General features: G+C 71.9%; 17 protein-coding genes. 5 read left to right on the top strand and 12 right to left on the bottom strand.

Annotated elements, in window-relative coordinates:
- Positions 1-130 precede the first annotated feature (130 nt).
- Positions 131-2,329, bottom strand: a complete 2,199-nt coding sequence (locus K1J60_RS09375; protein ID WP_220645796.1) for an alpha-N-acetylglucosaminidase — start codon at positions 2,327-2,329, stop codon at positions 131-133.
- A 294-nt stretch (positions 2,330-2,623) separates the two neighbouring features.
- On the opposite strand from K1J60_RS09375, the gene K1J60_RS09370 reads away from it, so the two are divergent.
- Complete coding sequence (locus K1J60_RS09370) at positions 2,624-4,312, top strand: peroxidase family protein (protein WP_220645795.1); 1,689 nt, start codon at positions 2,624-2,626, stop codon at positions 4,310-4,312.
- Positions 4,313-4,497: 185 nt separating this feature from the next.
- Here the strand turns inward: K1J60_RS09370 and K1J60_RS09365 are convergent, their stop codons facing one another.
- The 4 genes from K1J60_RS09365 to K1J60_RS09350 all read right to left on the bottom strand — a co-directional run bounded on the left by K1J60_RS09365 (position 4,498) and on the right by K1J60_RS09350 (position 7,740).
- Positions 4,498-5,178, bottom strand: coding sequence for a hypothetical protein (locus K1J60_RS09365; protein WP_220645794.1), 681 nt, complete (start codon positions 5,176-5,178; stop codon positions 4,498-4,500).
- 96 nt (positions 5,179-5,274) lie between these two features.
- Positions 5,275-5,874: a histidine phosphatase family protein gene (locus K1J60_RS09360; protein ID WP_220645793.1), complete on the bottom strand. Its 600-nt coding sequence runs from the start codon at positions 5,872-5,874 to the stop codon at positions 5,275-5,277.
- 3 nt (positions 5,875-5,877) lie between these two features.
- The gene (locus K1J60_RS09355; RefSeq protein ID WP_220645792.1) at positions 5,878-6,411 is read right to left on the bottom strand and encodes an HAD domain-containing protein; all 534 of its coding nucleotides are present in this window, start codon (positions 6,409-6,411) and stop codon (positions 5,878-5,880) included.
- 120 nt (positions 6,412-6,531) lie between these two features.
- Positions 6,532-7,740 (bottom strand): pyridoxal phosphate-dependent aminotransferase, encoded by a 1,209-nt coding sequence (locus tag K1J60_RS09350; RefSeq protein WP_220645791.1) that lies wholly within the window; start codon positions 7,738-7,740, stop codon positions 6,532-6,534.
- A gap of 85 nt (positions 7,741-7,825) precedes the next feature.
- Here K1J60_RS09350 and K1J60_RS09345 point away from each other — a divergent pair, with 85 nt between their 5' ends.
- A complete protein-coding gene (locus K1J60_RS09345) occupies positions 7,826-8,458 on the top strand; it encodes a winged helix-turn-helix transcriptional regulator (protein ID WP_220645790.1) in 633 nt (210 codons plus the stop codon).
- 278 nt (positions 8,459-8,736) lie between these two features.
- On the opposite strand, the gene K1J60_RS09340 is transcribed toward K1J60_RS09345, so the two are convergent.
- From K1J60_RS09340 to K1J60_RS09330, 3 genes are all read right to left on the bottom strand, one after another.
- Positions 8,737-9,549, bottom strand: a complete 813-nt coding sequence (locus K1J60_RS09340; protein ID WP_220645789.1) for a hypothetical protein — start codon at positions 9,547-9,549, stop codon at positions 8,737-8,739.
- A complete protein-coding gene (locus tag K1J60_RS09335) occupies positions 9,549-10,817 on the bottom strand; it encodes a VWA domain-containing protein (protein ID WP_220645788.1) in 1,269 nt (422 codons plus the stop codon). Before K1J60_RS09335 ends, K1J60_RS09340 begins: the two co-directional genes overlap by 1 nt.
- Positions 10,818-10,903: 86 nt before the next feature.
- Positions 10,904-12,427, bottom strand: coding sequence for an IucA/IucC family protein (locus K1J60_RS09330; RefSeq protein WP_220645787.1), 1,524 nt, complete (start codon positions 12,425-12,427; stop codon positions 10,904-10,906).
- Between the two features lie 212 nt (positions 12,428-12,639).
- Here K1J60_RS09330 and K1J60_RS09325 point away from each other — a divergent pair, with 212 nt between their 5' ends.
- The gene (locus K1J60_RS09325; protein ID WP_220645786.1) at positions 12,640-14,247 is read left to right on the top strand and encodes an IucA/IucC family protein; all 1,608 of its coding nucleotides are present in this window, start codon (positions 12,640-12,642) and stop codon (positions 14,245-14,247) included.
- A gap of 31 nt (positions 14,248-14,278) precedes the next feature.
- Here K1J60_RS09325 and K1J60_RS09320 read toward each other — a convergent pair whose 3' ends face one another.
- The 4 genes from K1J60_RS09320 to K1J60_RS09305 are packed head-to-tail and all read right to left on the bottom strand — an operon-like array spanning position 14,279 to position 18,195.
- Positions 14,279-15,553: an FAD-dependent oxidoreductase gene (locus tag K1J60_RS09320; protein ID WP_220645785.1), complete on the bottom strand. Its 1,275-nt coding sequence runs from the start codon at positions 15,551-15,553 to the stop codon at positions 14,279-14,281.
- 16 nt (positions 15,554-15,569) lie between these two features.
- Entirely contained in the window at positions 15,570-16,211 is a 642-nt protein-coding gene (locus K1J60_RS09315; protein WP_220645784.1) for a maleylpyruvate isomerase family mycothiol-dependent enzyme, read from the bottom strand.
- Positions 16,208-17,044 carry a fumarylacetoacetate hydrolase family protein gene (locus K1J60_RS09310; protein ID WP_220645783.1) on the bottom strand — a complete coding sequence of 279 codons (837 nt, stop codon included), beginning with the start codon at positions 17,042-17,044 and terminating at the stop codon, positions 16,208-16,210. The genes K1J60_RS09315 and K1J60_RS09310 overlap by 4 nt, the downstream gene beginning before the upstream one ends.
- Positions 17,041-18,195 (bottom strand): cupin domain-containing protein, encoded by a 1,155-nt coding sequence (locus K1J60_RS09305; RefSeq protein ID WP_220645782.1) that lies wholly within the window; start codon positions 18,193-18,195, stop codon positions 17,041-17,043. The genes K1J60_RS09310 and K1J60_RS09305 overlap by 4 nt, the downstream gene beginning before the upstream one ends.
- 77 nt (positions 18,196-18,272) lie before the next feature.
- Between K1J60_RS09305 and K1J60_RS09300 the strand changes: the two genes are divergently transcribed.
- The gene (locus K1J60_RS09300; RefSeq protein WP_220645781.1) at positions 18,273-19,055 is read left to right on the top strand and encodes an IclR family transcriptional regulator; all 783 of its coding nucleotides are present in this window, start codon (positions 18,273-18,275) and stop codon (positions 19,053-19,055) included.
- 493 nt (positions 19,056-19,548) lie between these two features.
- Entirely contained in the window at positions 19,549-20,103 is a 555-nt protein-coding gene (locus K1J60_RS09295) for a hypothetical protein (protein ID WP_259407644.1), read from the top strand.
- Positions 20,104-20,337 lie beyond the last annotated feature (234 nt).

The raw sequence follows: 20,337 nt of genomic DNA, 5'->3' as shown, positions 1-20,337 counted from the left end.
CGGATGTGCGCGCCCCGGAACGGTGTCAGGTCGGCCGACCGAGTGACTGCCGCCGTACGCCTGTCGGTCCGGCGGCGCCCACGGATGGTCGTGGGGGTGCCGTGGCGGCGAGCCGTGATCCGTCGATCCGTCAGGAGAGTGCCGTGAGCCGGTCCCGGACCCGTGTCGCGACCGTGTACGTGTCCCCGGTCGGCTCGGTCGCGAGCGTCCCCGGGTTCCGCGCCCAGCGGTCCTCCAGGGCGAACCAGTCGATCTTCGCCGGGGCCCGGCCCGCGTCCAGCGCGGCCCTCAGCTCCTCGAAGTACGTCGACCAGCGCAGCCGGTACAGTCCGCCGACCAGCCCCGCCCACTCCCGGTTGGCGTAGTCCCGCAGTCCCGCGTCCGCGCCCTGCCGCGTCCCCCACACGGTCAGCAGCGACAGATTGTCGTACGCCAACTGGTCACGCTCGGCGGCGTCCGCGCCCCAGGAGCGGGCCTCCGCCACCCAACGGCCCAGCAGATGACGGGAGTCGGTGGCCACCAGCTCGTCCAGCAGGTCCATGAGCGAGAGCCAGTCCGCGCTCGACTTCTCGAACCGTGCGGTGTCCTCGCTGTCGTACGCCGCCTTGATCTGCGGCAGCATCACCCGGCTGCGGTTGGCGAGCGCCTGACGGGCCACGTCGAGGAGATCGCGACGATACGCCGACGTGGCCCGCAACTCCGGTCGCACCCGCAGCAGCTCGTCCAGCGCGGGTTCGAAGTCCGCCGCGCTGTAACGGAGTTGCTTCGGCGACCAGCGGCCGGCGCGTACGACGTTCAGCGCCGGCCGGGCACCGAACAGGCCGTCGGCGCCCTCGCTCCAGGAGTCGGCGCGGGTGGTGCCGTACGCGGTGCGGCGCAGAATGTCCCAGGCGGCCGTGGCGTGCGGATCCACGGCGCCGTAACGGGCGTGCGCCCACTCGGCGAACCAGGCCTTCAGATCCAACTCGCCCTCACGCCAAGGGAGTTCCGAGAACAGGGCGAAAGCCGCCGGGTTGTTGTCGGCGGCCTCCGGCATCAGGGCGATGCCGTGCAGCCTGCTGCCCGCCTTGGTACGCCACTTCTCGTACAGGGCGGCCCAGTCGGGGGTGTTGGCGCCGAGCGCGGTGTGCCCGCCGAAGTTCCAGATCGAACCGAAGGCGTACGGGGTGTCGCCCCAGTCGGCCTCGCGGTCGGTGACCGTGGGGAAGCGGTCGGAGAGACCGTCGACGACGAGCATGCGCTCCTTGTCGACGGCGTCGACGATCGCGCGCGGCGGGTTGTGCTGCCAGCCGAGGATCACCCAGGTGGCCCCCGGACGAGCCCGCTGCAGCGCCCGCTCCACACCCTTCGCCGCGTCGGCGACGGGCACGTCCCCCGGGTCGCCGCCCTCGTGCAGCAGATCCATCTTGTACAGCGTCGACGGACCGAACATCTCGTCCTGCACGCGGTAGAAGGCCGCCGCCACCCGGGCGAACTCGTCCCCGCGCGGGTCCAGCCAGTCGGGGCGCGCGAAGCCCATCCACTCGCCCTGCGGCACGGTCCGCGCCCCCGGGACCCGCTCCGCGAAGCCCGGCGGGACGGTCCCGAAGTAGCCGGGGAACACCGGCGTCATTCCCAGCTCGCGCGCCCGGTCGGCGATCCGGCGGCCCAGTACGGCCCGCGCGTCCAGGAGCTGCCGGGAGACCGGGGAGGGGAAGGCGGACAGGTTCTGCAGCAGCCACCACGGCTGGTGGGCGGGGCCCGGCACCCAGGCCCGCAGCTCCTCCTCCCCGTAGCCGAACTCCTGGAACACCCGGTGGTACAGCGCGTCCGCCCCCGCGTAGACGAGGACCTCGTTGTAGCCGTGCAGCGCCAGCACGTCCAGCTCGCGCTCCCAGTAACGCCAGTCCAGGTACGCGCCCGTGTAGCCGTCGTTGGTGTCGTTGAGGGCGAAGCGGTGGACGACGTTCGCCCGGCGGCTGACCGCCGCGTCGAGGCCGGGGAGCTCGCGGGGCAGGAGGTCGGTCTGCTCGCCCGCCCAGTTGATCTCGGCGTACGCGACATGCCTCAAGTACCAGTTCAGACCGGTGAGTTGCGTGGCCGGTGTGTCGCCGGCGACGGTGATGCGCCCGGTGCTCCCCGAGACGCGGAAGGTGTCCTTCTCCTTGCCCTCCGTGAAAATGATCTGCCGCCAGTGGTCCGGCAGCAACCTTCTGGTCGCCACCGAGGCCGTGCGCAGGGCGTTGTCGGTGCGGGGCGCGTCGTCCGAGGGGACGGCGCGGGCCGAGGTGCAGGCGGCCGCGGAACCGGCGGCGAACGCGGTGAGCAGGGCACGGCGGGCGAGCGGCATGGTGTCTCCGGGATGCGGTGGGGGGTACGCCGTGGGAGGAATACCCGCCGACACCCCACTTGTGCGCGGACACACGGCCACACGGGGGAGAACCCGGCGTGAACGGCTCCTTCCTACGTCAATATGAGTAGATTTCCCGGTTCGGGAACCGCTCCCCGCGCTCGACACGTTGTCGGGAAACAGGGATTTATCCGAATGATCGCTTCGCGTCCGGTGGGGGCCGGTACCGACGGGGAGAACCGGTAAGTCCGGTTGTGACCGTTCGCGGAGCCGGGGGACAGAACGGGGACACACATGGTGCATCGACACCATCGCGAGACCTACTACGTCGTCAACGAGGGTCGGATCCTGGAGTTCGAGAAGGGGGCGGCGGTCGCGCGCGTGCCGAGCGCGACCGAGCAGCAGATGGCCTTCCGCTTCTCCCGGTTCGGCGAGAAGGGAGTCCAGCTCGACGAGGCACTGCTCGGCAAGCTGGCCGTGGCCATGACCACGGGCACCGGCGGCGCCGACCCCGACTCGGGGGAGCCCGGGGCGTCGGTCCCGGCGGGGTTCACGTATCTCGGTCAGTTCGTCGACCACGACCTGACCCTGGACCGCACCCAGGTGGGGCTGGGTGAGCCGGTCCCGGTCGAGGATCTGGTGCAGGGGCGCAGCCCGGCCCTCGACCTGGACTCGCTCTACGGCATGGGCCCGCACCACGCGGGCAGTGCCCGCTTCTACGAGTCCGACGGCCGTCTGAGGACGGGCACGACGCTCGGGGTGCCCTTCCCGCCCGAGTCGACGTCCAACATCGACCGCGAGGGCTTCGACCTGCCGCGGGCCGGCGAGGCGGCCGGCGGCACCCGGGCCGACAAGCGTGCCCCGCTCATCCCGGACGCGCGCAACGACGAGAACCTCGCGGTCGGCCAGCTCCACCTGGCGTTCATCCGCTTCCACAACCGGGTCGTCGACCTGCTCGCCGAGCGCGGAGTGCCCGAGCACCGGCTGTTCCAGGCGGCCCGGGACATCGTCGTGAAGCACTACCAGTGGGTGCTGCGCACCGATTTCCTGCCGCGCATCGTCGACCCGGACATCGTCGATCGGGTCTTCACCCGAGGGCGCAAGCACTTCGAGCGGCCCGGGTACGTCCGCCCCGGCGACTTCCCGACGATGCCCATCGAGTTCTCGGTGGCCGCCTACCGCCTCGGGCACAGCATGGTCCGCGGGGCCTACCAGTGGAACAGCGTGTTCCGCGCGGGCGGACCCGGTCCGATCGCCTCGCTCGGTCTGCTGTTCCGGTTCAGCGGCACGGCGGGCAACCTCACGCCGGGCCCGGACGACCTGAGTGACCTCGACGACCCGAACTCCGGGGAGAACCTGCGGCTGCCGAGCAACTGGATCGTCGACTTCCGTCGACTGTTCGACTTCGGCGAGATCGGCCGTGACGACCTGGTCGTGCCCGAGCGCGAGTTCAACGTGGCCAAGCGGCTGGACACCCTGCTCGTCGACCCCCTGTCCACGCTGCCCACCGGCACCTTCGACGGTCGGGGCCGCCCGGCCCCGCCGCCGGTCCAGCGCAACCTCGCGTTCCGCAACCTGATGCGGGCCGCGATGGTGGAGCTGGCCACCGGGCCGCAACTGGCCGCCCGGATGGGGTTCAAGCCCCTGACGGAGGACCAGATCCTGCGGGGCAACGGCGGAGCCGTACTGGAGGGCCTCACCGACACCGAGCGCGCACAGGTCGTGGAGCACACCCCGCTGTGGTTCTACGTGCTGCGCGAGGCCGAGGTGAACGAGGCACGCCCCGGCAGCCTCACCGGTGTCGGCGGCACCCTCGTCGCGGAGGTCTTCCACCGGGCGATGGAGGGCAGTCGGCGGTCGATCGTGAAGCACCCGGGCTGGCGCCCGAGCCTCCCGTCCCACCGGAAGGGCAGGTTCACCATGGCGGACCTGCTGCTCTTCGCCTTCGAGAACGATCCGGAGCTGCTGAACCCGCTGGGCTGAGCGGTGCGGCAGTCCGGCGCGGACCGGAAGCCGTGACGCGACCCCGCTGTCCGGACCGTGGGCCCACGCCCGCCGTCCGGACGGCGGGGGCCGCCCTCACCGCCCGAACAGCGCGGGATCCGCCGTCAGAGCCCTCACCGGCCGGCAACTCGCCGCCCTGCCCGGTGCGGCGGTTCCGACAGGGCCTAGGCCCGTCTCGGTGACGCCAGCAGATACCGCTCGCGCGTACGGGGATCGGTGTGCTCGCCCACCTGCCAGCCCGCCGCCTCCAGCGTCGCCGCGCAGGCCCGCAGCGCCCCCGCGTCGGGCTCCCGTACGGCGACGGCCTCGGGCTGGGGCGTGGCCCGTACGCGGTAACCCCCGCCCGCCGGCGCCGCGGCCCCCGCGCCCGTCGTGTCCGCTCCCGCGGGTCGGTGGCCCGCGGCCTCCAACGCCAGCGCGGCGGCCTGCACCAGGTGCGAGCGCTCCCAGGCGCACGGCCGGTCCGTGGCGCCGCCGGTGTTGGTCATCCTGCGCAGCTCCAGAAGCCCCTGCCAGGCGCTGTGGACCTCACGTGTACGAGCCGGTCCGGTGGCGGCGGCCTCCTCCCCGCCGACCCGCGCGGCGAAGACACCGGTCGAGGCGGTCGCGGTGTCCGTCCGGGCCGTCTCCCGGGGAGCCGTCTGCGCGGCCGAGACCGCTGCCGTCTCCCGTATGCGATGCCCGGCCGGGGTGAGGAAGTGGTCGTGCGGCGGGCGCGGATGCCGGAAGGCCAGCCCTCGCTTCACCAGGGCCGCGAGTTGGTGCTCCGTACCCGTCAGGCGCCCGGTCACGGGCTCGGCGGCGTCGATGATCCGCCGCTGGGCGGCGGTCGGCGGTCGTGTCACGGCACCCTCCCTCACCAGAACCGGCCGTGGGTCCCCGCACCCGGACCGGCCATGGGTCCCTCACCCCGACCGGCTGTGGGCCGACCCACTCGAAGGCTACGAGGGGGGTCTGACATTCCACCCCGCGACGACCGGACGGCCGTGCTCCGTACCGAGCCGGCAGACCGTGCCCGTGGCCAGCTGGAACAGCGCGCCGGCGGAGGCGGGCAACCCGAGATAGCGGGCGGTGAGGACACGCAGGAAGTGCCCGTGGGCCACGAGCACCACGCATCCCTCGTTGTTCGCCAGCGCCGCGTGCGCCTTCGCCAGTATGCGGTCGGCCCGCGCGCCGACCTCCTCCGGGCTCTCCCCGGGGTGCTCCGCCGGTCCCGGTGCGACGCCGTCCGTGAACAGGAACCAGTCCGGCCGGGTGCGATGGATCTCGACGGTCGTGACGCCCTCGTACCCGCCGTAGTCCCATTCGACGAGGTCCGCGTCGACGCGGGCCCCGTGGAGCCCGGCCAGGTCGGCCGTCTCCCGGGCACGCTTGAGCGGGCTCACGAACACGGCACCGATGCGGTGCGAGCCGAGCAGCGGGGCGAGGCCGCGGGCCTGCTCGCGGCCGCGGTCCGTCAGCGAGATGTCGGTCCAGCTGGTGTGCTGCCCGGACATCGACCACTCGGTCTCACCGTGCCGCACGAGGAGAAGATCACCCATGCCTCACAGGGTACGAGCCCACCGCTCCAACTCCCGGAACTCCACCTCCCGCAGACCCCTGCGCGGATCGATCCGCATGAGCAGCGCCGCGGTGTCGTGGTGCTCGGCCACATGCCGTACGTCGAGGTCGGTGATCATGTCGTCGACCCAGACGAACGGTCGTCCCGCCGCCCACTCCAGGACCCGCCGGGTCTTCCAGTACAGCCCGTCCGGGTCCTCGGCGAAGAGGTTCGCGAACTCGATGACCGGCAGTTCGCGGGGCAGCCCTATCGCCGGGCCGATCATCTCGTTGGCGTCGTGCATCCACGTCGTCGCCCACGCCAGTTCGTAGGGCAGCGCGAGCAGTCGCTCGCCGTGCGCCGGATTGAGCCGGATCCGCAGGCCCCGACGCAGCCGCCGGGAGCCCGGTTTCTGCCGGGAGGACCAGTTGGCCGGACGCACCCGGTGGGTCACGTAGCCGCGCGGACGCCACCATCGGGCGCCGAAGGGATTGAGGGGGCCGTCGACGTCGAGGAGGAGCAGTGGACGATCGGTCATGGGGAAGGGCTACCCATGCGGGGTGCGTGCCGATGCCCGGACGGCCGCGTACGCCGACGGCGTGCTCCGCGTACGCGGAGGTGCCGGGAACGCCGGACCACCCCCGGTACCCGCCGCCGGCTACTGCCGGTACCCGCTCAGGAAGCGGCCGATCCGGCTGATCGCCGCGTCCAGGTCGTCGGCGTGGGGGAGGGTGAGGATGCGGAAGTGGTCCGGTGTCGGCCAGTTGAAGCCGGTGCCCTGGACGACCTGGATCTTCTCGCGGAGGAGGAGGTCCAGCACGAACTTCTCGTCGTCGTGGATCCGGTGGACCTTGGGGTCGAGTCGGGGGAAGGCGTACAGAGCGCCCTTGGGCTTCACGCAGGAGACCCCGGGGATCTCGTTGAGCTTCTCCCATGCCACGTTGCGCTGCTCGTGGAGGCGGCCGCCCGGGGTGGTGAGGTCGGTGATCGACTGGCGGCCGCCGAGCGCGGCCTGGATGGCGTACTGGGCGGGCGCGTTGGCGCACAGCCGCATGGAGGCCAGCATCGTCAGGCCCTCCAGGTAGTTGCGGGCGTGCTGCTTGGGACCGGTGACGACCAGCCAGCCGGAGCGGAAGCCCGCGACGCGGTACGTCTTGGACAGGCCGCAGAAGGTGAGGACGACCAGGTCGGGCGCGAGCGCCGCGGCCGAGTGGTGGACGGCGTCGTCGTAGAGGATCTGGTCGTAGATCTCGTCGGCGAAGACCATCAGGCCGTGGCGGCGGGCGAGGTCGAGGATGCCCTCGATGATCTCCTTGGGGTAGACCGCGCCGGTGGGGTTGTTCGGGTTGATGATGACGACCGCCCGGGTGCGGTCGGTGATCTTCGACGCCATGTCGTCGAGGTCCGGGTACCAGTCGGCCTGCTCGTCGCAGAGGTAGTGGACCGCCTTGCCGCCGGCGAGGGTGGTCACCGCCGTCCAGAGAGGGAAGTCGGGGGCGGGGATCAGGATCTCGTCGCCGTCCTCGATCAGCGCCTGTACGGCCATGGAGACCAGCTCGGAGACGCCGTTGCCGAGGAAGACGTCGTCCACGTCGACGTCGAGGCCCCGGTCCTGGTAGCGCTGGGCGACCGCGCGGCGGGCCGAGAGGACGCCGCGCGAGTCCGTGTAGCCGTGGGCCTGCGGGAGCATCCGGATCATGTCCTGGATGATCTCCTCCGGCGCCTCGAAGCCGAAGAGCGCGGGGTTGCCGGTGTTGAGGCGCAGGACGCTGTGGCCCGCCTCCTCCAGTGCGTTGGCGTGCTCGATCACGGGGCCGCGGATCTCGTAACAGACCTCGCTGAGCTTGCTCGACTGCCGGAACTCCATGCGCTCTCGCCCTCCGGTTGTTGTGTTGCTTGGTTTTACCAAGTAGACGCTTGGAAAGTCCAACGACATGTCTAGACTGCGTCCCATGTCACCTCGCCGAAGCTACGACCAGTACTGCTCCGCCGCCCGCGCGCTCGACCTCGTCGGTGACCGCTGGACCCTGCTGATCGTGCGTGAACTGCTGGCCGGGCCGCGCCGCTACACGGATCTGCACGCGGATCTGCCGGGCGTCAGCACGGACGTGCTCGCCTCGCGGCTGAAGGACATGGAGCGGGACGGGGTGACCACACGGCGTCGGCTGCCGCCGCCGGGAGCGGCCTACGTGTACGAACTCACCGACCATGGGAGGCAGTTGCTGCCGGTACTGCAGGCGCTGGGCACGTGGGGGGAGTCGGTGCTCGGGGAGCGCCGGGCCACGGACGCCGTACGGGCGCACTGGTTCGCGTTGCCGCTGCTGCGGGGGCTGGGCGGAGGAAGCGCCGGCCTGGTCGAAGTCCGGTTGGAGGAAGGGGCGTTCCATGTGTGGGCGGGCACCGAGGAGGGACCGGTGTACGGGGAGGGGCCCGCGCCCGGGGAGGCGGACGTACGGCTGACCCTCGACGCGGACACCTGCGGCGCTCTCGGGCGGGGGGAGTTGGGCCTGAGGGACGCGGTGCGGGCGGGGCGGGTCGAGGTGGCGGGGGAGGGGGCGCTTGCCAAGGAGTTGCGGGAGGGCTGAGGGAGGGTGAGGGAGGCGGGCGTGGAGCGTCGTTGTCGGCTGCGGGTAGGTGGGGCTTCTCGCGCAGTTCCCCGCGCCCCTGGGAAGCAGGGGCTCCGCCCCTTGCTTCTCGGCCCGCACGCCCCGCACCTCCGGGCCCGGAGGGCCTGATCTTTGAGAGGCGCGGGGAACTGCGCGAGAAGCCCCCCTCGGCCGCAGTCAGCGGTGGTGCCTCAACCGGCCCCCTCCGGCGCCGGGGCCCGCCGAACCCCCTTCTCCGGCGGGCCTTTGGTGCGGCGTCAGGCACCCGGCGGCGGCACGTGCCGCGGTCTGCCCGATCCCCGTGTCAGTGTGTACCCGCCGATGCCCGCCAGCGCGGCCAGCGCCGCGCCCAGCGCGGTCCACACCCAGCGGTCGCTCCACCAGCCGGAGGCCCACCCGTCGTCGGGTTCGAGGGAGGAGAGGACGGCCTCGGCCGAGGAGTCCTCGTCGTCCTCCTGCCGGGAGGCGACGGCGATCCCCGGCACCAACGGCTGGGCCAGCGAGCCGTCGACCGCCGCCGAGCCGCCGATGTCCTTGGAGTCGACCTCGACCTCGGTGCCGACCGGCAGACCCAGGTCGGCCGTGGCCAGCCGGGTCGTCGTGAGCCGCAGGTAGTACGTGCCCGGCAGCGGGTCGTCGGCCCACTCCTCCGACCAGGCGCGGACCGTACGCAGCGTGCAGGACAGCTCGACGGAGCCGGCCCCCGCCGCGGCGGTCCGCGTCTGCGCGCCGTACTGGCAGGCCTGGCGGCGCCGCAGTCCGTCGTACACGTCGATCTGCCAGGTCGAGGAGGACTCGGCCCCCTCGGGCAGCTTGACGCTCGCCCGGACGGTGGGCCGCTGCCCCGCGTCGGCCGGGAACGACCAGTACAGGTAGTCACCGGTCGAGGCGCTCGCCGTCGCGGTCTGCCCCTGCTCGAACTCCGTGGCCGTACGGAAGGAGGTGCCCGCCTCGGTGGGCGCGTCACCGCCGTCCGAGGGGCTCGCGGAGGGCGTGGAGTCCGCCACGGCCGGGGAGACGGCCAGGCCCAGCGTCAGCAGGGCCGCGCTCAACACACGTGCAATACGCATCAGTTGGTCCTCCAGACCGCGACCCGCCAGCGCGAGAGCCAGCCCCACAGCACACCCGCCAGGAACCCGACGAGCACCAGCACACCGAGCAGCCACCAGCCACGGCCGAGGCCGAAGGAGGCCACGTCGGCGGCCTGGTCGGAGCCGTCCACGACGTCGACGGTGATCTCCAGCGGCAGTCCGGGCGTGGTCTTCACGCCGCTCGCGGGCGAGTAGGAGTGGGTCACCTGGAGACACACGGTCTCGGCGACGTCCTCCTCGTCCTCGTCCTCGGCCTCGGGCTTCGGATGGCGCAGACCGGTCGAGATGACATCGGTACGGCCGGTGCCGGCCGCCTCGCCGCGTACGATCTCGCGGTTCTTGGTGGTCACGGCACGCAGCAGCACCCCGTAGTCCGGGTTGACGTCACGGTCCGCGGCGACGCTCACCGAGGCCCGCAGTTCCTGACCCGGCTTCACGTCCACGCGGTACCAGCGCTGTTGGCCGAACTCGCCGCGGTCCGTGTAGAGACCGGACGTGAGCGTGGGCGCCTGCGCGCACGCCTCGGCGCCCTCCACGGCCTTCGGCACGACCACGGGGTCGGCGGCCCGGTCGACCAACTGGTTGACCCGGTCGGTGAGTTCGTCGCGGTGCTCGATCGAGGTGTACGTGCCGCCGGTCGCCTCGGCGATACAGCTCAGCTGCAGCCGCATCTTGGCGTTCGGGACCAGGCCGAGCGTGTCGATGGTCAGGCCGATGCCCTTCGCCGCGATCTCGCGGGCCACCTCGCACGGGTCGAGCGGGGCGCAGGTGTCCTCGCCGTCGCTGATCAGCACGATGCGCTTGGTGCCCTCGCCGCCCTCCAGGTCGTCGGCCGCCTTCAGCAGCGCGGGGCCGATCGGGGTCCAGCCGGTCGGCGCGAGCGTGGCCACCGCCGTCTTCGCCTCGGTGCGGTCCAGCGGTCCCACCGGGTAGAGCTGCGCGGTGTCCTTGCAGCCCGTCTTCCGGTCGTCGCCCGGGTAGTTGGCGCCCAGCGTGCGGATGCCGAGCTGTACCTCCTCGGGGGTGGCGTCCAGCACCTCGTTGAACGCCTGCTTCGCCGCGGCCATGCGGGACTGGCCGTCGATGTCCTTCGCCCGCATCGAACCGCTGACGTCCAGCAGGAGGTTGACCTTGGGCGCGGTGGCCGTGGTCTCGTCGGCGACGGCCGTGGACGGGACCGCGATCCCGGCCGTCAGGGCGGCGAGCAGGGCGAACACCCCTGCTGCCAGCCGTTGTCTTGTGATCATCGGCGGATCCTATTGATCCGGAGGGTCTCGCTTCAAAACGAGACCCCCTGTTGACGAGCCGTTCACCGAGCCGTTCACCGAGCGGTTCACCGCAGTGGACTCGGCAGCTCGGCCCAGATGTCGCCGGGCCGCTCCGGCGAAAGTCGCATCAGCGTCAACGCCTTCGTCGGTACCGGCCCCTCCAGCAACGTGACCAGATCCGCGGTGCGCGGCAGGTCCCGTACGGCGGTGGTGAGCGCCTCGCGCAGGACGGGCGTCGAACCGGCCGTCGCGCCGAGCGTGCCCGTGATCAGGGCGCCGAACAGCTTGCGCCGCAGGGTGGTCGCGTCGTCCGTGATGATGCGGCCGGACATGGCCGGGGCCGGAATGCCGTGCCGGGCGAGGCGTGCGGGGCTGACCCGGATGTCCGCGAGGTCGCGGTAGACGAGACGGCGGGGGGCACCCGACGGGGACAGGACCACCAGGAGGTTCTGTCCGTGCGCCTCCAGGGCCACGCCGAGGTCGAGCAGCCGGAGGGAGACCGTGAGCGCGAGCCGGGTGAAGTCCGCCAGCCAGGACGGCGACCGCGGCAGCTCGGTCGTCGCCAGCGCCGCCACCGGCAGGACCCGTTCGCCGGCCGCCGTGTCCGCGTACGTGTCCGGCGATTCCCGCAGCACCGCCGCGAGATCCGGCGAACCGGCGGTGACCGCGCCGAGCGTGCGGGTCACGTGCAGCAGTCCGTCGGTGCGGGCCGCGACCTCGGCCATGAAGTCCGACACGATCGCCGAGGTCTCGATCGAGTAGACGGAGATGTCCCGCACGGAGGAGGTCAGCCGGGCGCTCAGCGCGGTCTTGACGTGCGGCCCGCCGTCCGCGAGGGCGAGGGTGCGCAGGGACATCAGCGGATGCGCCTCGATCACCTCCCCCAGGGAGCACTTGAGGACATGGGCCGCCTGCCACGGATGCACCGGGACCAGCACCCGCCCGCCGTCCCGCAGCGACTTCGGCCACTCCCCGACGACCAGCGCGTCCTCGACGGGCGCCAGCCCCAGCTGCACCACCGGCCGGTGCTCCGGCCCGTAGGCGAGCTGGTCGACCGCCGAGAATCCGGGCCGCGAACGGCAGTTGGGGTGGAAGGGATGCCCGTCGACGATCGCCTGCTCCCACATCCAGCCCGCCCTCGGGGACGAGTCCGCCAAGGTGACCCGCGAAGGAGCCCGGTTGGCGCGTGACAGGGCCAACGAGGCGACGCTGTGGTCCAGTTCGGCGGCGAAGGCGGCGCTGTGCGGAACGGCCAGGGCGGTCATCAGCCGCGCCGGGCGACGGTACGCCCGCTCGTCGAGCCACACCTCCTCGACCTGCGCGGCGGTGCCGTACGGGTCGACCGCCGGGCCGTGCAGTCGGCGGCCGTCGGCGAGGTGGAGCGTGACCCCGTCCCCTCCGGCCGTGTCCCGCCGGACCACCCAGGGCAGCGGCTCGTGGACGAGGCCTCGCCACAGCCGGGACAGCACGGCCGCCCGGGCGCCGGGCAGCGCGGTCGTGAGCGGCAGGGTCAGATCAGGGCGTACGGCGCTCAACTCGGCGCCGAGCGCGGCCTCGGCGTCGGCGTCGATCAGGGGGTGACGGGCCACGGAGGGGCTCCTCGGATGCGGGGCGGGTGCGGGGGCGGTGTCGAGCGGGTACGGGTAGCGGCAGGGATGTCGGTTCGGACGTCGGCGTACGACCACTGCCCCTCCGCCTCCGCCGCGACGCATGAAGGCAGCGCGGCCGGACGCCGCACGGCCGCATCGCGACGGAGCGTGAGGGGCAGACATACTGATCACGAGTGCACCGTAAGAAACGAATGGACCCCGTGGACGCCAACCCGCCCCGCGACAGCATCGGCGCCGCCGCCGACGCCCACGCCGCCGCACCGCTGCTCAACTGTCTTCTGCGGGAAGCGGGAGAGTCGGCCGGGTCGTCGGCAGGGGTGCACCGTCTCAGGGGCAGCGGCCGCCTCCTGCGGGTGCGTGGCAGCCGCCGCCCCACCCAGCCCGAGGTGCGCGCCGAGAGCGCCTGGCACGCTCTCACCCACACCGACCTCGTCAAACTCGTCGCCGAGGAACTCCGCGCCCTCACCGGCCTCGCCAACTCCGAACTGCCCTCCGAGATGCTGGACAGCCGTGAGGCCGTGGCCGCCCTCCTCGCCGCGCGCGCCCACGCCCCGGTGCCCGAGGACGCGTACCGGCGCTCCGAACAGTCCCTGATCACGGGCCATCCGTACCATCCCGCCCCCAAGGCCCGCGGCGGCGGCCCGGTCACCGCCTGGCTGCCGTACGCGCCGGAGGCGTACGTCCACTTCCCGCTGGTCCTCCTCGGGGTCCGCGAGGACGCGGTCGTCGAGGAGGGCGACACCACCGCCCTCGACGCACTGGGCTCGGCCCCGCCCGGCTATCGGCTCCTCCCGGCCCACCCCTGGCAACTCGACCTGGTGGGAGGCGAGTTGGCCGAGGCGTTCGCGGACGGCCGCCTCGTGCGGCTGGGCCGGACGGCGGGCGCGGCGTGGCCCACGGCGGCGATCCGCACGGTGTACCTGTCCGAGGCCGTACGCGAGGGCGGACCCGAGGGCGTGCGCGTCGCCCCGTCCACGAGCGAGCCGGTGACCGGGCGCGCTTTCGCCTCCGACCTGTTCCTGAAGTTCAGCCTCGACGTGCGGATCACCAACGACATCCGTCGGCTGTGGCGGCACGACCTGCTCACGCTGCGCCGCACCGACCGGGCGGTCACGGAGGCCTTCGCCGGGTCACCGGGTGCCTGGCTCAGCGACCGCGGCTACCGCAGCGCCGCCTTCGCGTTCGAGGAACTGGCGGTTCTGGTGCGGGACGGCCTGGGCGGCCATGTTCCCCCCGGCACGACACCCTTTCTCGCCGCCGCCCTCACCGAGAGCGCCGAGGCCTTCCCGGACAACCCGTCGGCCCGCACCACCGATCCCGAGGCCTGGTGGGAGGCGTATCTGCGCGCGGTCGTCCCCCCGGCCCTCGCCGTGTTCCACGGCCACGGCGTCGTGCTGGAGGCCCATCTGCAGAACACCGTCATCGTCTGCGACGCCTCGGGCACCCCCGTCCAGGCGGTCTACCGCGACGCCGAGGGCGTCAAGCTCCTCCCGGACGTCACCCGCGCGGCGGGCTGGGAACGGCTGGTCTACTGCCTCTTCGTCAACAACCTCCTGGAGATCGCGGCGGCCCTGACCGAACACCACCCGACGGTCGACCCCTGGCCCGCCGTACGACGAGAGCTGGAACGCCACGGCGACGTACCGGAAGTCGCCGACCTGCTCGACTCACCCACGCTGCCTGGCAAGACGAATCTGCTGCTCAGATGGACGGGAGCGGACGGCGCGGCCGCCCGCTACCTCCCGCTGCCCAACCCGTTCCGCCGACCGCCCGGACCCGGCGGACGATCGTCCGCCTGATCCACGGCGGCCGGCGCGCCGCGCGGGCCGGTCACGACACCGGGAGCCGCACCGAGTCCAACGAGACCGCCGGGTAGAGGTCCGGCAACCGGTCGGGGGTCAGCGCCGTGGGGCCGTAGACCCAGTCGGTGAAGCCGTAGTCGTACGGGTCGCGTGAGCGCAGCAGGGCATTGCGCTGGAGTCGCCTGGTCCCTTCGACGTGCCACAGCCCGCCCCACTCGCGAGCGGTGAGGACCACCCGGCGGCAGTGTTCCGCGCGGACGGCCTCGTACGCCGCCAGGGCCGCCGCCCAGTCGACGCCGGAGGAGTGCCCGGTCCGCCGCGGGCGCCCGGCGCGTACGTGTTCGGCCAGCACCCATCCGTCCTCGATGGCCATCACGGCGCCCTGGGCCATGTACTGCAGCGGGGGATGCGCGGCGTCACCCAGCAGCGCGATCCGGCCGGTCACCCAGTTCGGGATGGGGTCGCGGTCGTACATGCGCCACCTGCGGTCACGCCACATCAGCGGCAGCCCCTGCCGGATCTGGGCGCAGGTTCCCTCGAAGGCCCGGTCGAGCTCGTCGGGCGTGCCCCAGTCCTCCTCCCCCGCCAGGGCCCTGGGCGACTCGAAGACGGCGACCTGGTTGAACATCTCGCCGCCGCGCAGCGGGTACTGCACGAAGTGGCAGCGCGGGCCGACGTAGACCACGACGTCCTTCTCGTGCACCGCGTGGGCGCGCACCTGATCGAAGGAGACCGTGCCGCGGTAGGAGACGTACGCCGAGTTCACCGGCTCGTCGGCCACGAGAAGCGGGCGTGCCGTCGAGTGCAGGCCGTCGGCGGCGATGACCACCTCGGCCTCGTCGGCCGTGCCGTCGGCGAAGGTGACCCGCGCGCCGCCCACGGTGTTCTCGTACGCGGTGCACCGGGCGCCATTGATCAGGTCCACGCCCGACCGGCGGCAGGCGCGCAGGAAGATGCCGTGGAGGTCGCTGCGGTGGATCACCAGGTACGGAGAGCCGTAGCGGTGTTCGAGGTCTTCGAGGTCGAGGTGGGTCAGCTCCTCGGCGTTCAGCGCGTCCTTCATCACCATGCGCTCGGGCAGCACGCCCAGCGCGACGGCCTCGTCCAGGAGCCCGTGGTCGTCGAGGACGCGAGTGCAGTTGGGGGCGAGTTGCAGGCCGGCCCCGACCTCGCCGAACTCCGCGGCCTGTTCGTACAGGCGCACCCTCAGGCCCTGGCGGGTGAGCGCCAGGGCCGTGGAGAGTCCGCCGATCCCGCCGCCGACGACCAGGACGTCGGGGCGGGGGCTGTCCTCCGTGCTCATGTCGTTCCCTCGGTCGTCACAGCCAGGGAGCCAGAGGTTCGGCGGGGGAGCCGTCGACGGTGGTCACGCCCCGGTGGGGACGGCCCGCCAGATACGCGGTGACCTCAGCGGAAGGACCGAGCACAGCGGGAGTGCCGACGCCGCGCCGTGCGCCGATGTCGTCGCGCAGGGCGGCGAGGAAGTCCTCCGGCAGGTCCGTGAAGCGCACGTCGGCGTCGAGGTCCACGGCGTGCACCATGACCTCTCTGGCGCGCAGCCAGGGGATGTCGCAGGCCGGCACGGTGCGCCCCTGGGCGGTGACCACCTCGGCGCGCCACTGGGCCTCGGTCAGTTCGGTCATGGCGTCGTGCAGTGCCTGCGCGGACCGCTCGAACCACGCGGTGAGCCGGTCCGCGGGCAGGCGTGCTCCTGACTCGATGCGGGCGTCGCGCTGTTCCGGGGAGCCGTACATGGGGGTGCGCTCACCGGTGCGCGCCCAGCGCACCAGGTTGCCGAGCGCTTCGGCGTTTCCGGCCAGGTGGGCCACGACGTGGGTGCGGCTCCAGCCGGGCAGCAGCGAGGGCGCGCCGTACGAGGCTTCGTCGAACGCCGCGACGGTCTTGCGGCACAGGGCGGTGCCTTCGGCGACCCAGGCGAGTGCCGTCCGCAGGTCCGTCATACCGTTCCCTCGGTGATCACCCGGTTCTCCAGGCGGCCCAGGCCGTCGATCTCGGTGACCACGGTGTCGCCCTCCCGCAGGAAGATCTGGGGCTTGCGGGCGTGGCCGACGCCGCCGGGTGTGCCGGTGGCGATGATGTCGCCGGGGCTCAGCCGGATCATCGTGGAGACGTAGCGGACCAGGTCGACCGGGTCGAAGAGCAGGTCGCCGGTGTTGTCCTGCTGCATCACCCGCCCGTTCACCTCGCAGCGGACGTCGAGCGCGGGGCGTGGGCCGCCGACCTCGTCAGGCGTCACGAGGTAGGGGCCGAGCGGGGTGGTGGAGTCCCAGTTCTTGCCCTGCAGCCACTCGCGGGTGCGGAACTGCCAGTCGCGGCAGGTGATGTCGTTGAGCACCGTGAAGCCCGCGACGGCCGCTTCGGCCTCCCTCTCGTCGGCGCGCCGGACCCGTCGGCCGACGACCACGGCGAGTTCGGCCTCCCAGTCGAACTGCTCGGTCTCGACGGGACGGTGGATGTCGTCGTGGGCGCCGATGAGGGTGTCGGCGAACTTGGCGAAGAGAGTGGGGTACTCCGGCAGCTCGCGGCCCATCTCCTTGATGTGGTTCTGGTAGTTGAGCCCTACGCAGATCACCTTGCCGGGACGTGGCACCAGGGGCGCGAACACCACGTCGGCGGCGGACAGAACAGCGCCGTCGGTCCGCGCCGCGGTGTCGAGACCGCCGGGCGATGCCAGGAGCGCGCCCACGTCCGGCAGTCCGAGATCGATGAGCGAGTCTCCCTCGACCCGGACGGCGGCGGTCCGGCCTTCGAGGCGGATGGTGGCGAGCTTCACGCGTGAGTCTCCTCGGTGTGGGTGCGGAACAGATCGAGCTTGGAGAGGATCGGAGCGTCACTGAACTGGAACAGGTCCAGTGCCCCGGAGTCCGAGTCCGAGGGCGACGCCTGCGAACGGATCGACAGCGGCGTCCAGGACGGGACGACGAAGAGGTCGCCGCGGGTGACCGACCAGGAGAAGTCGCCCGCGGTCACCTGGCCCGACCCGTCGAACACCTGGTACACCGACGACCCGGTCTCCCGGCGCGGGGCGGTCTCCACGCCGCTGCGGACGCGGTGGAACTGCGCGCGGACGGTCGGCAGGACGTCCCCGCCGTGGGCGGGATCGGTGTAGCGCACCAGGGCGTGGCCGGGCTCGACGGTGCCGGGGTGTCCCGCCTGCTCCAGTTCCAGCTGGTCGGTCAGCGCGGCGTCGGTGTCCGCCCAGCGGTAACACAGCAGCGGCGTGCCCCGCCCGCGGCCGAGCTGGGAGACGGGCACCAGACCCGGGTGACCCCACAGCCGCTCCGAGCGCGAGCGGTCGGGCGTCGTGTGTTCCTCCTCGGACAGCCTGTCGCGGCCGAAGTCGAAGAACTGCGCCTCGATGTCGTACTGGAAGGGGATGTCGAGGCCGTCGATCCAGGCCATGGCATGGTCGGCGGCGTTGTGGTGCGCGTGCCAGTTCATCCCGGTCTGCGGCAGGAAGTCGCCCCGGCGCATGGGCACCGGGTCACGCTCCACGACCGTCCACACGCCCTCGCCCTCGACGACGAACCGGAAGGCGTTCTGGGTGTGCCGGTGCTCGGGCGCGTCCTCGCCCGGCATCAGGTACTGGATGGCGGCCCACAACGTCGAGGTGGCGTACGGTCTGCCGCCCAGGCTCGGGTTGGCGAGGGCTATCGCGCGCCGTTCGCCGCCCCGGCCGACCGGTACCAGGTCGCCGGAGCGGCCGGCCAGATCGAGCAGGGTGCTCCACTCCCACCGGTGGGGCCGAGCCCTGGAGCGCGGGTGCTCGGGCATCAGGTCCCCGATCCGGGTCCACAGCGGCACCAGCAGGGCCTTCTCGAAACCGCGGTAGAGGTCTTCGAGCGCGGGAGTCACCGACGGCTGGTCCGGCCCTTCCTCGGCGGTCAGTGAGACGGGGGAGACCCCGTCGCGGGGTTCGGTCATACGGAGACCGTGCTCCGCGCGACGCCTCCCGGAACAGTGGATTCTGTTCAGCAGAACAGCGTGGGAAGGTGGTCCGTATGGCCAAGTCGATGAAGAGCCCGCCGCCGTACGGAGTGACGAGCGTGGACCACGCCCTGCAACTGGCGGTCATTCTGCAGGTCGAAGGGCCCCTCACGGTCTCGGAGGCCGCCGGCCGGATCGGGGTGGCCCGCTCCAGCGCCCATCGTCTGCTGTCCACGCTCGTCTACCGCGACTTCGCGGTCCAGGACGAGGACCGCAGCTACCGGGTGGGCCCGGTCCTGGAGATCGCGGCCCAGTCGCACTCGAACGCCTCGGCCCTCCGGGCGGCGGCCCTCGGCCCCCTGCGCACCCTGGTCGACACCCTCGACGAGACCGCGAACCTGAGCATCCGCACCGGGCGCACCGCGAGGTTCATCGCCTCGGTCGAATGCTCACAGGCGCTGCGGGTGGGAAGCCGCGAAGGCATGGTGTTCCCCGCGCACCTGGTGACCGGGGGCCTGATCATGCTGGCGGCTCTCACCGACGAGGAACTGGACGCGCTGTACGCGAGCGCTCCCGCGCATCCGGCCGAGGAACGCCCCGACCCGGCCGAGCTGCGCGGCGAACTCCGCGCGGTCCGGCGCAGCGGCGTGGCCCTCAACCTGGAGCGCTCCGAACGCGGCCTGGTCGCGCTCGGCCGCGCCGTGACCGACGCCCACGGTGACACGGTCGCCGCGGTGTCGGTGTCCATGCCGAGCGTGCGCTACGAGCCCGAACGTGTGCGGGAGATCGTCGCGGCCCTGACCACCGCGGCGGAGAGCATCCGCGCCGCACTCCGATCCCCGACGCCTCCGGTGTGAGCCGCACCGGCCCGGCGGTGAGGGCGCCTGTGCCGAGGCCCTTTTCGTGCGACTGATTTCAGTCACACCTCTGTCGCCTGGCCGAATCCAGTGCCAAGCTGTGAGCCGGTGATCCCCACGCCCCCGTTGGGGATCACCACCCCTGGCCCCGCCTGCGCCTTTCCGCCTGGGCGGGGCCGCGCCGTCCCTCCCGGCCCTCCCCACGGGAGGGCCGACGGCTGCGCGGATGCCGACGTCGCCGTCCGAAGGTCCGGTCGCCGCCGCGACCGGCCTTGTGGCGGGCATCACATCGCCACCTTCGTCTGCCCGATTCGCCCGTGTGTCGACCTTTCACCCCCGCTCGCAGAACGGGCAGAGCGGTAAATCCACGGGCAACATTTCCGTGCGGTTCGCTTGCTCGGGCTGCCGCGCATGATTGGTTTCCTCTCTGTCGGCGCAGCCACTTGAGAAGGAGCGCCAGTCAGAGAAAACGGGGAAAAAAATGAATACGGCCATGAAGCGAGCCCTCGGCTCGACGGCGACGAGCGCCGCGCTTGTCATCGGCAGTCTCGCCATGATTCCGGCGATGTCCACTCCCGCCGCTGCGGCCTGTCAGCCCTCCACCTGCTACAAGGTGGTGAAGTACGGCTCGCCCACCTACAAGGCGACGGGCCCCACGAGCAGCAAGTACAACAGCAGCTCCGCCAAGGCCGCTCTGTCGATCTCGGTGACCAGGAGCACCACGCGCTCGTCGACCCGGAAGGCCGAGGCCGACGGCAGCGTGAGCTGGGGCATCGCCAAGGTCGAGGCCAAGACCGGCTACGAGGTGACGAAGAGCGTCACCAAGGGCGTCAAGGTGACCAACAAGATGGTCGTCGACCCCAAGAAGCGCGGGTACACGCGACCCATGGTCGAATACCGCAAGTTCCTCATCGAGAAGTGGCGTGAGGGCGGCGACGGCAAGCAGTACTTCGTCGGGAACGTGGGGACACTGACCGGAATCACTTCCTCGATGCACTGGGTGGAATGCCAGACCAAGAGCGAGAACGGCTGCACGCCGAAGCCGTGATTGTTCCGCGCGTCGAAGTCTGAATGATTCCGGTGCGTCCATACCGGAATTAATGCCGGGCGGGCGGCGGCATTTCTTGCCGCTCGCCCGGAACGAACGTCGGCAAAAAAATGGGGAGCGGCGCGGAGATTCCGTTACCATGTCCACTTCGTGCCGGAGGCCGGAAGAAGCAGGGCCGCGCCGGGAGGGAGCGTGCCGTGGAAGACGACGCAACTGAGCTGTGGGGCCCTGGAA

This window comes from Streptomyces akebiae (genome assembly GCF_019599145.1).
Taxonomy (GTDB): Bacteria; Actinomycetota; Actinomycetes; order Streptomycetales; family Streptomycetaceae; genus Streptomyces; species Streptomyces akebiae.
This window is presented reverse-complemented; position numbering and strand designations above follow the sequence as displayed.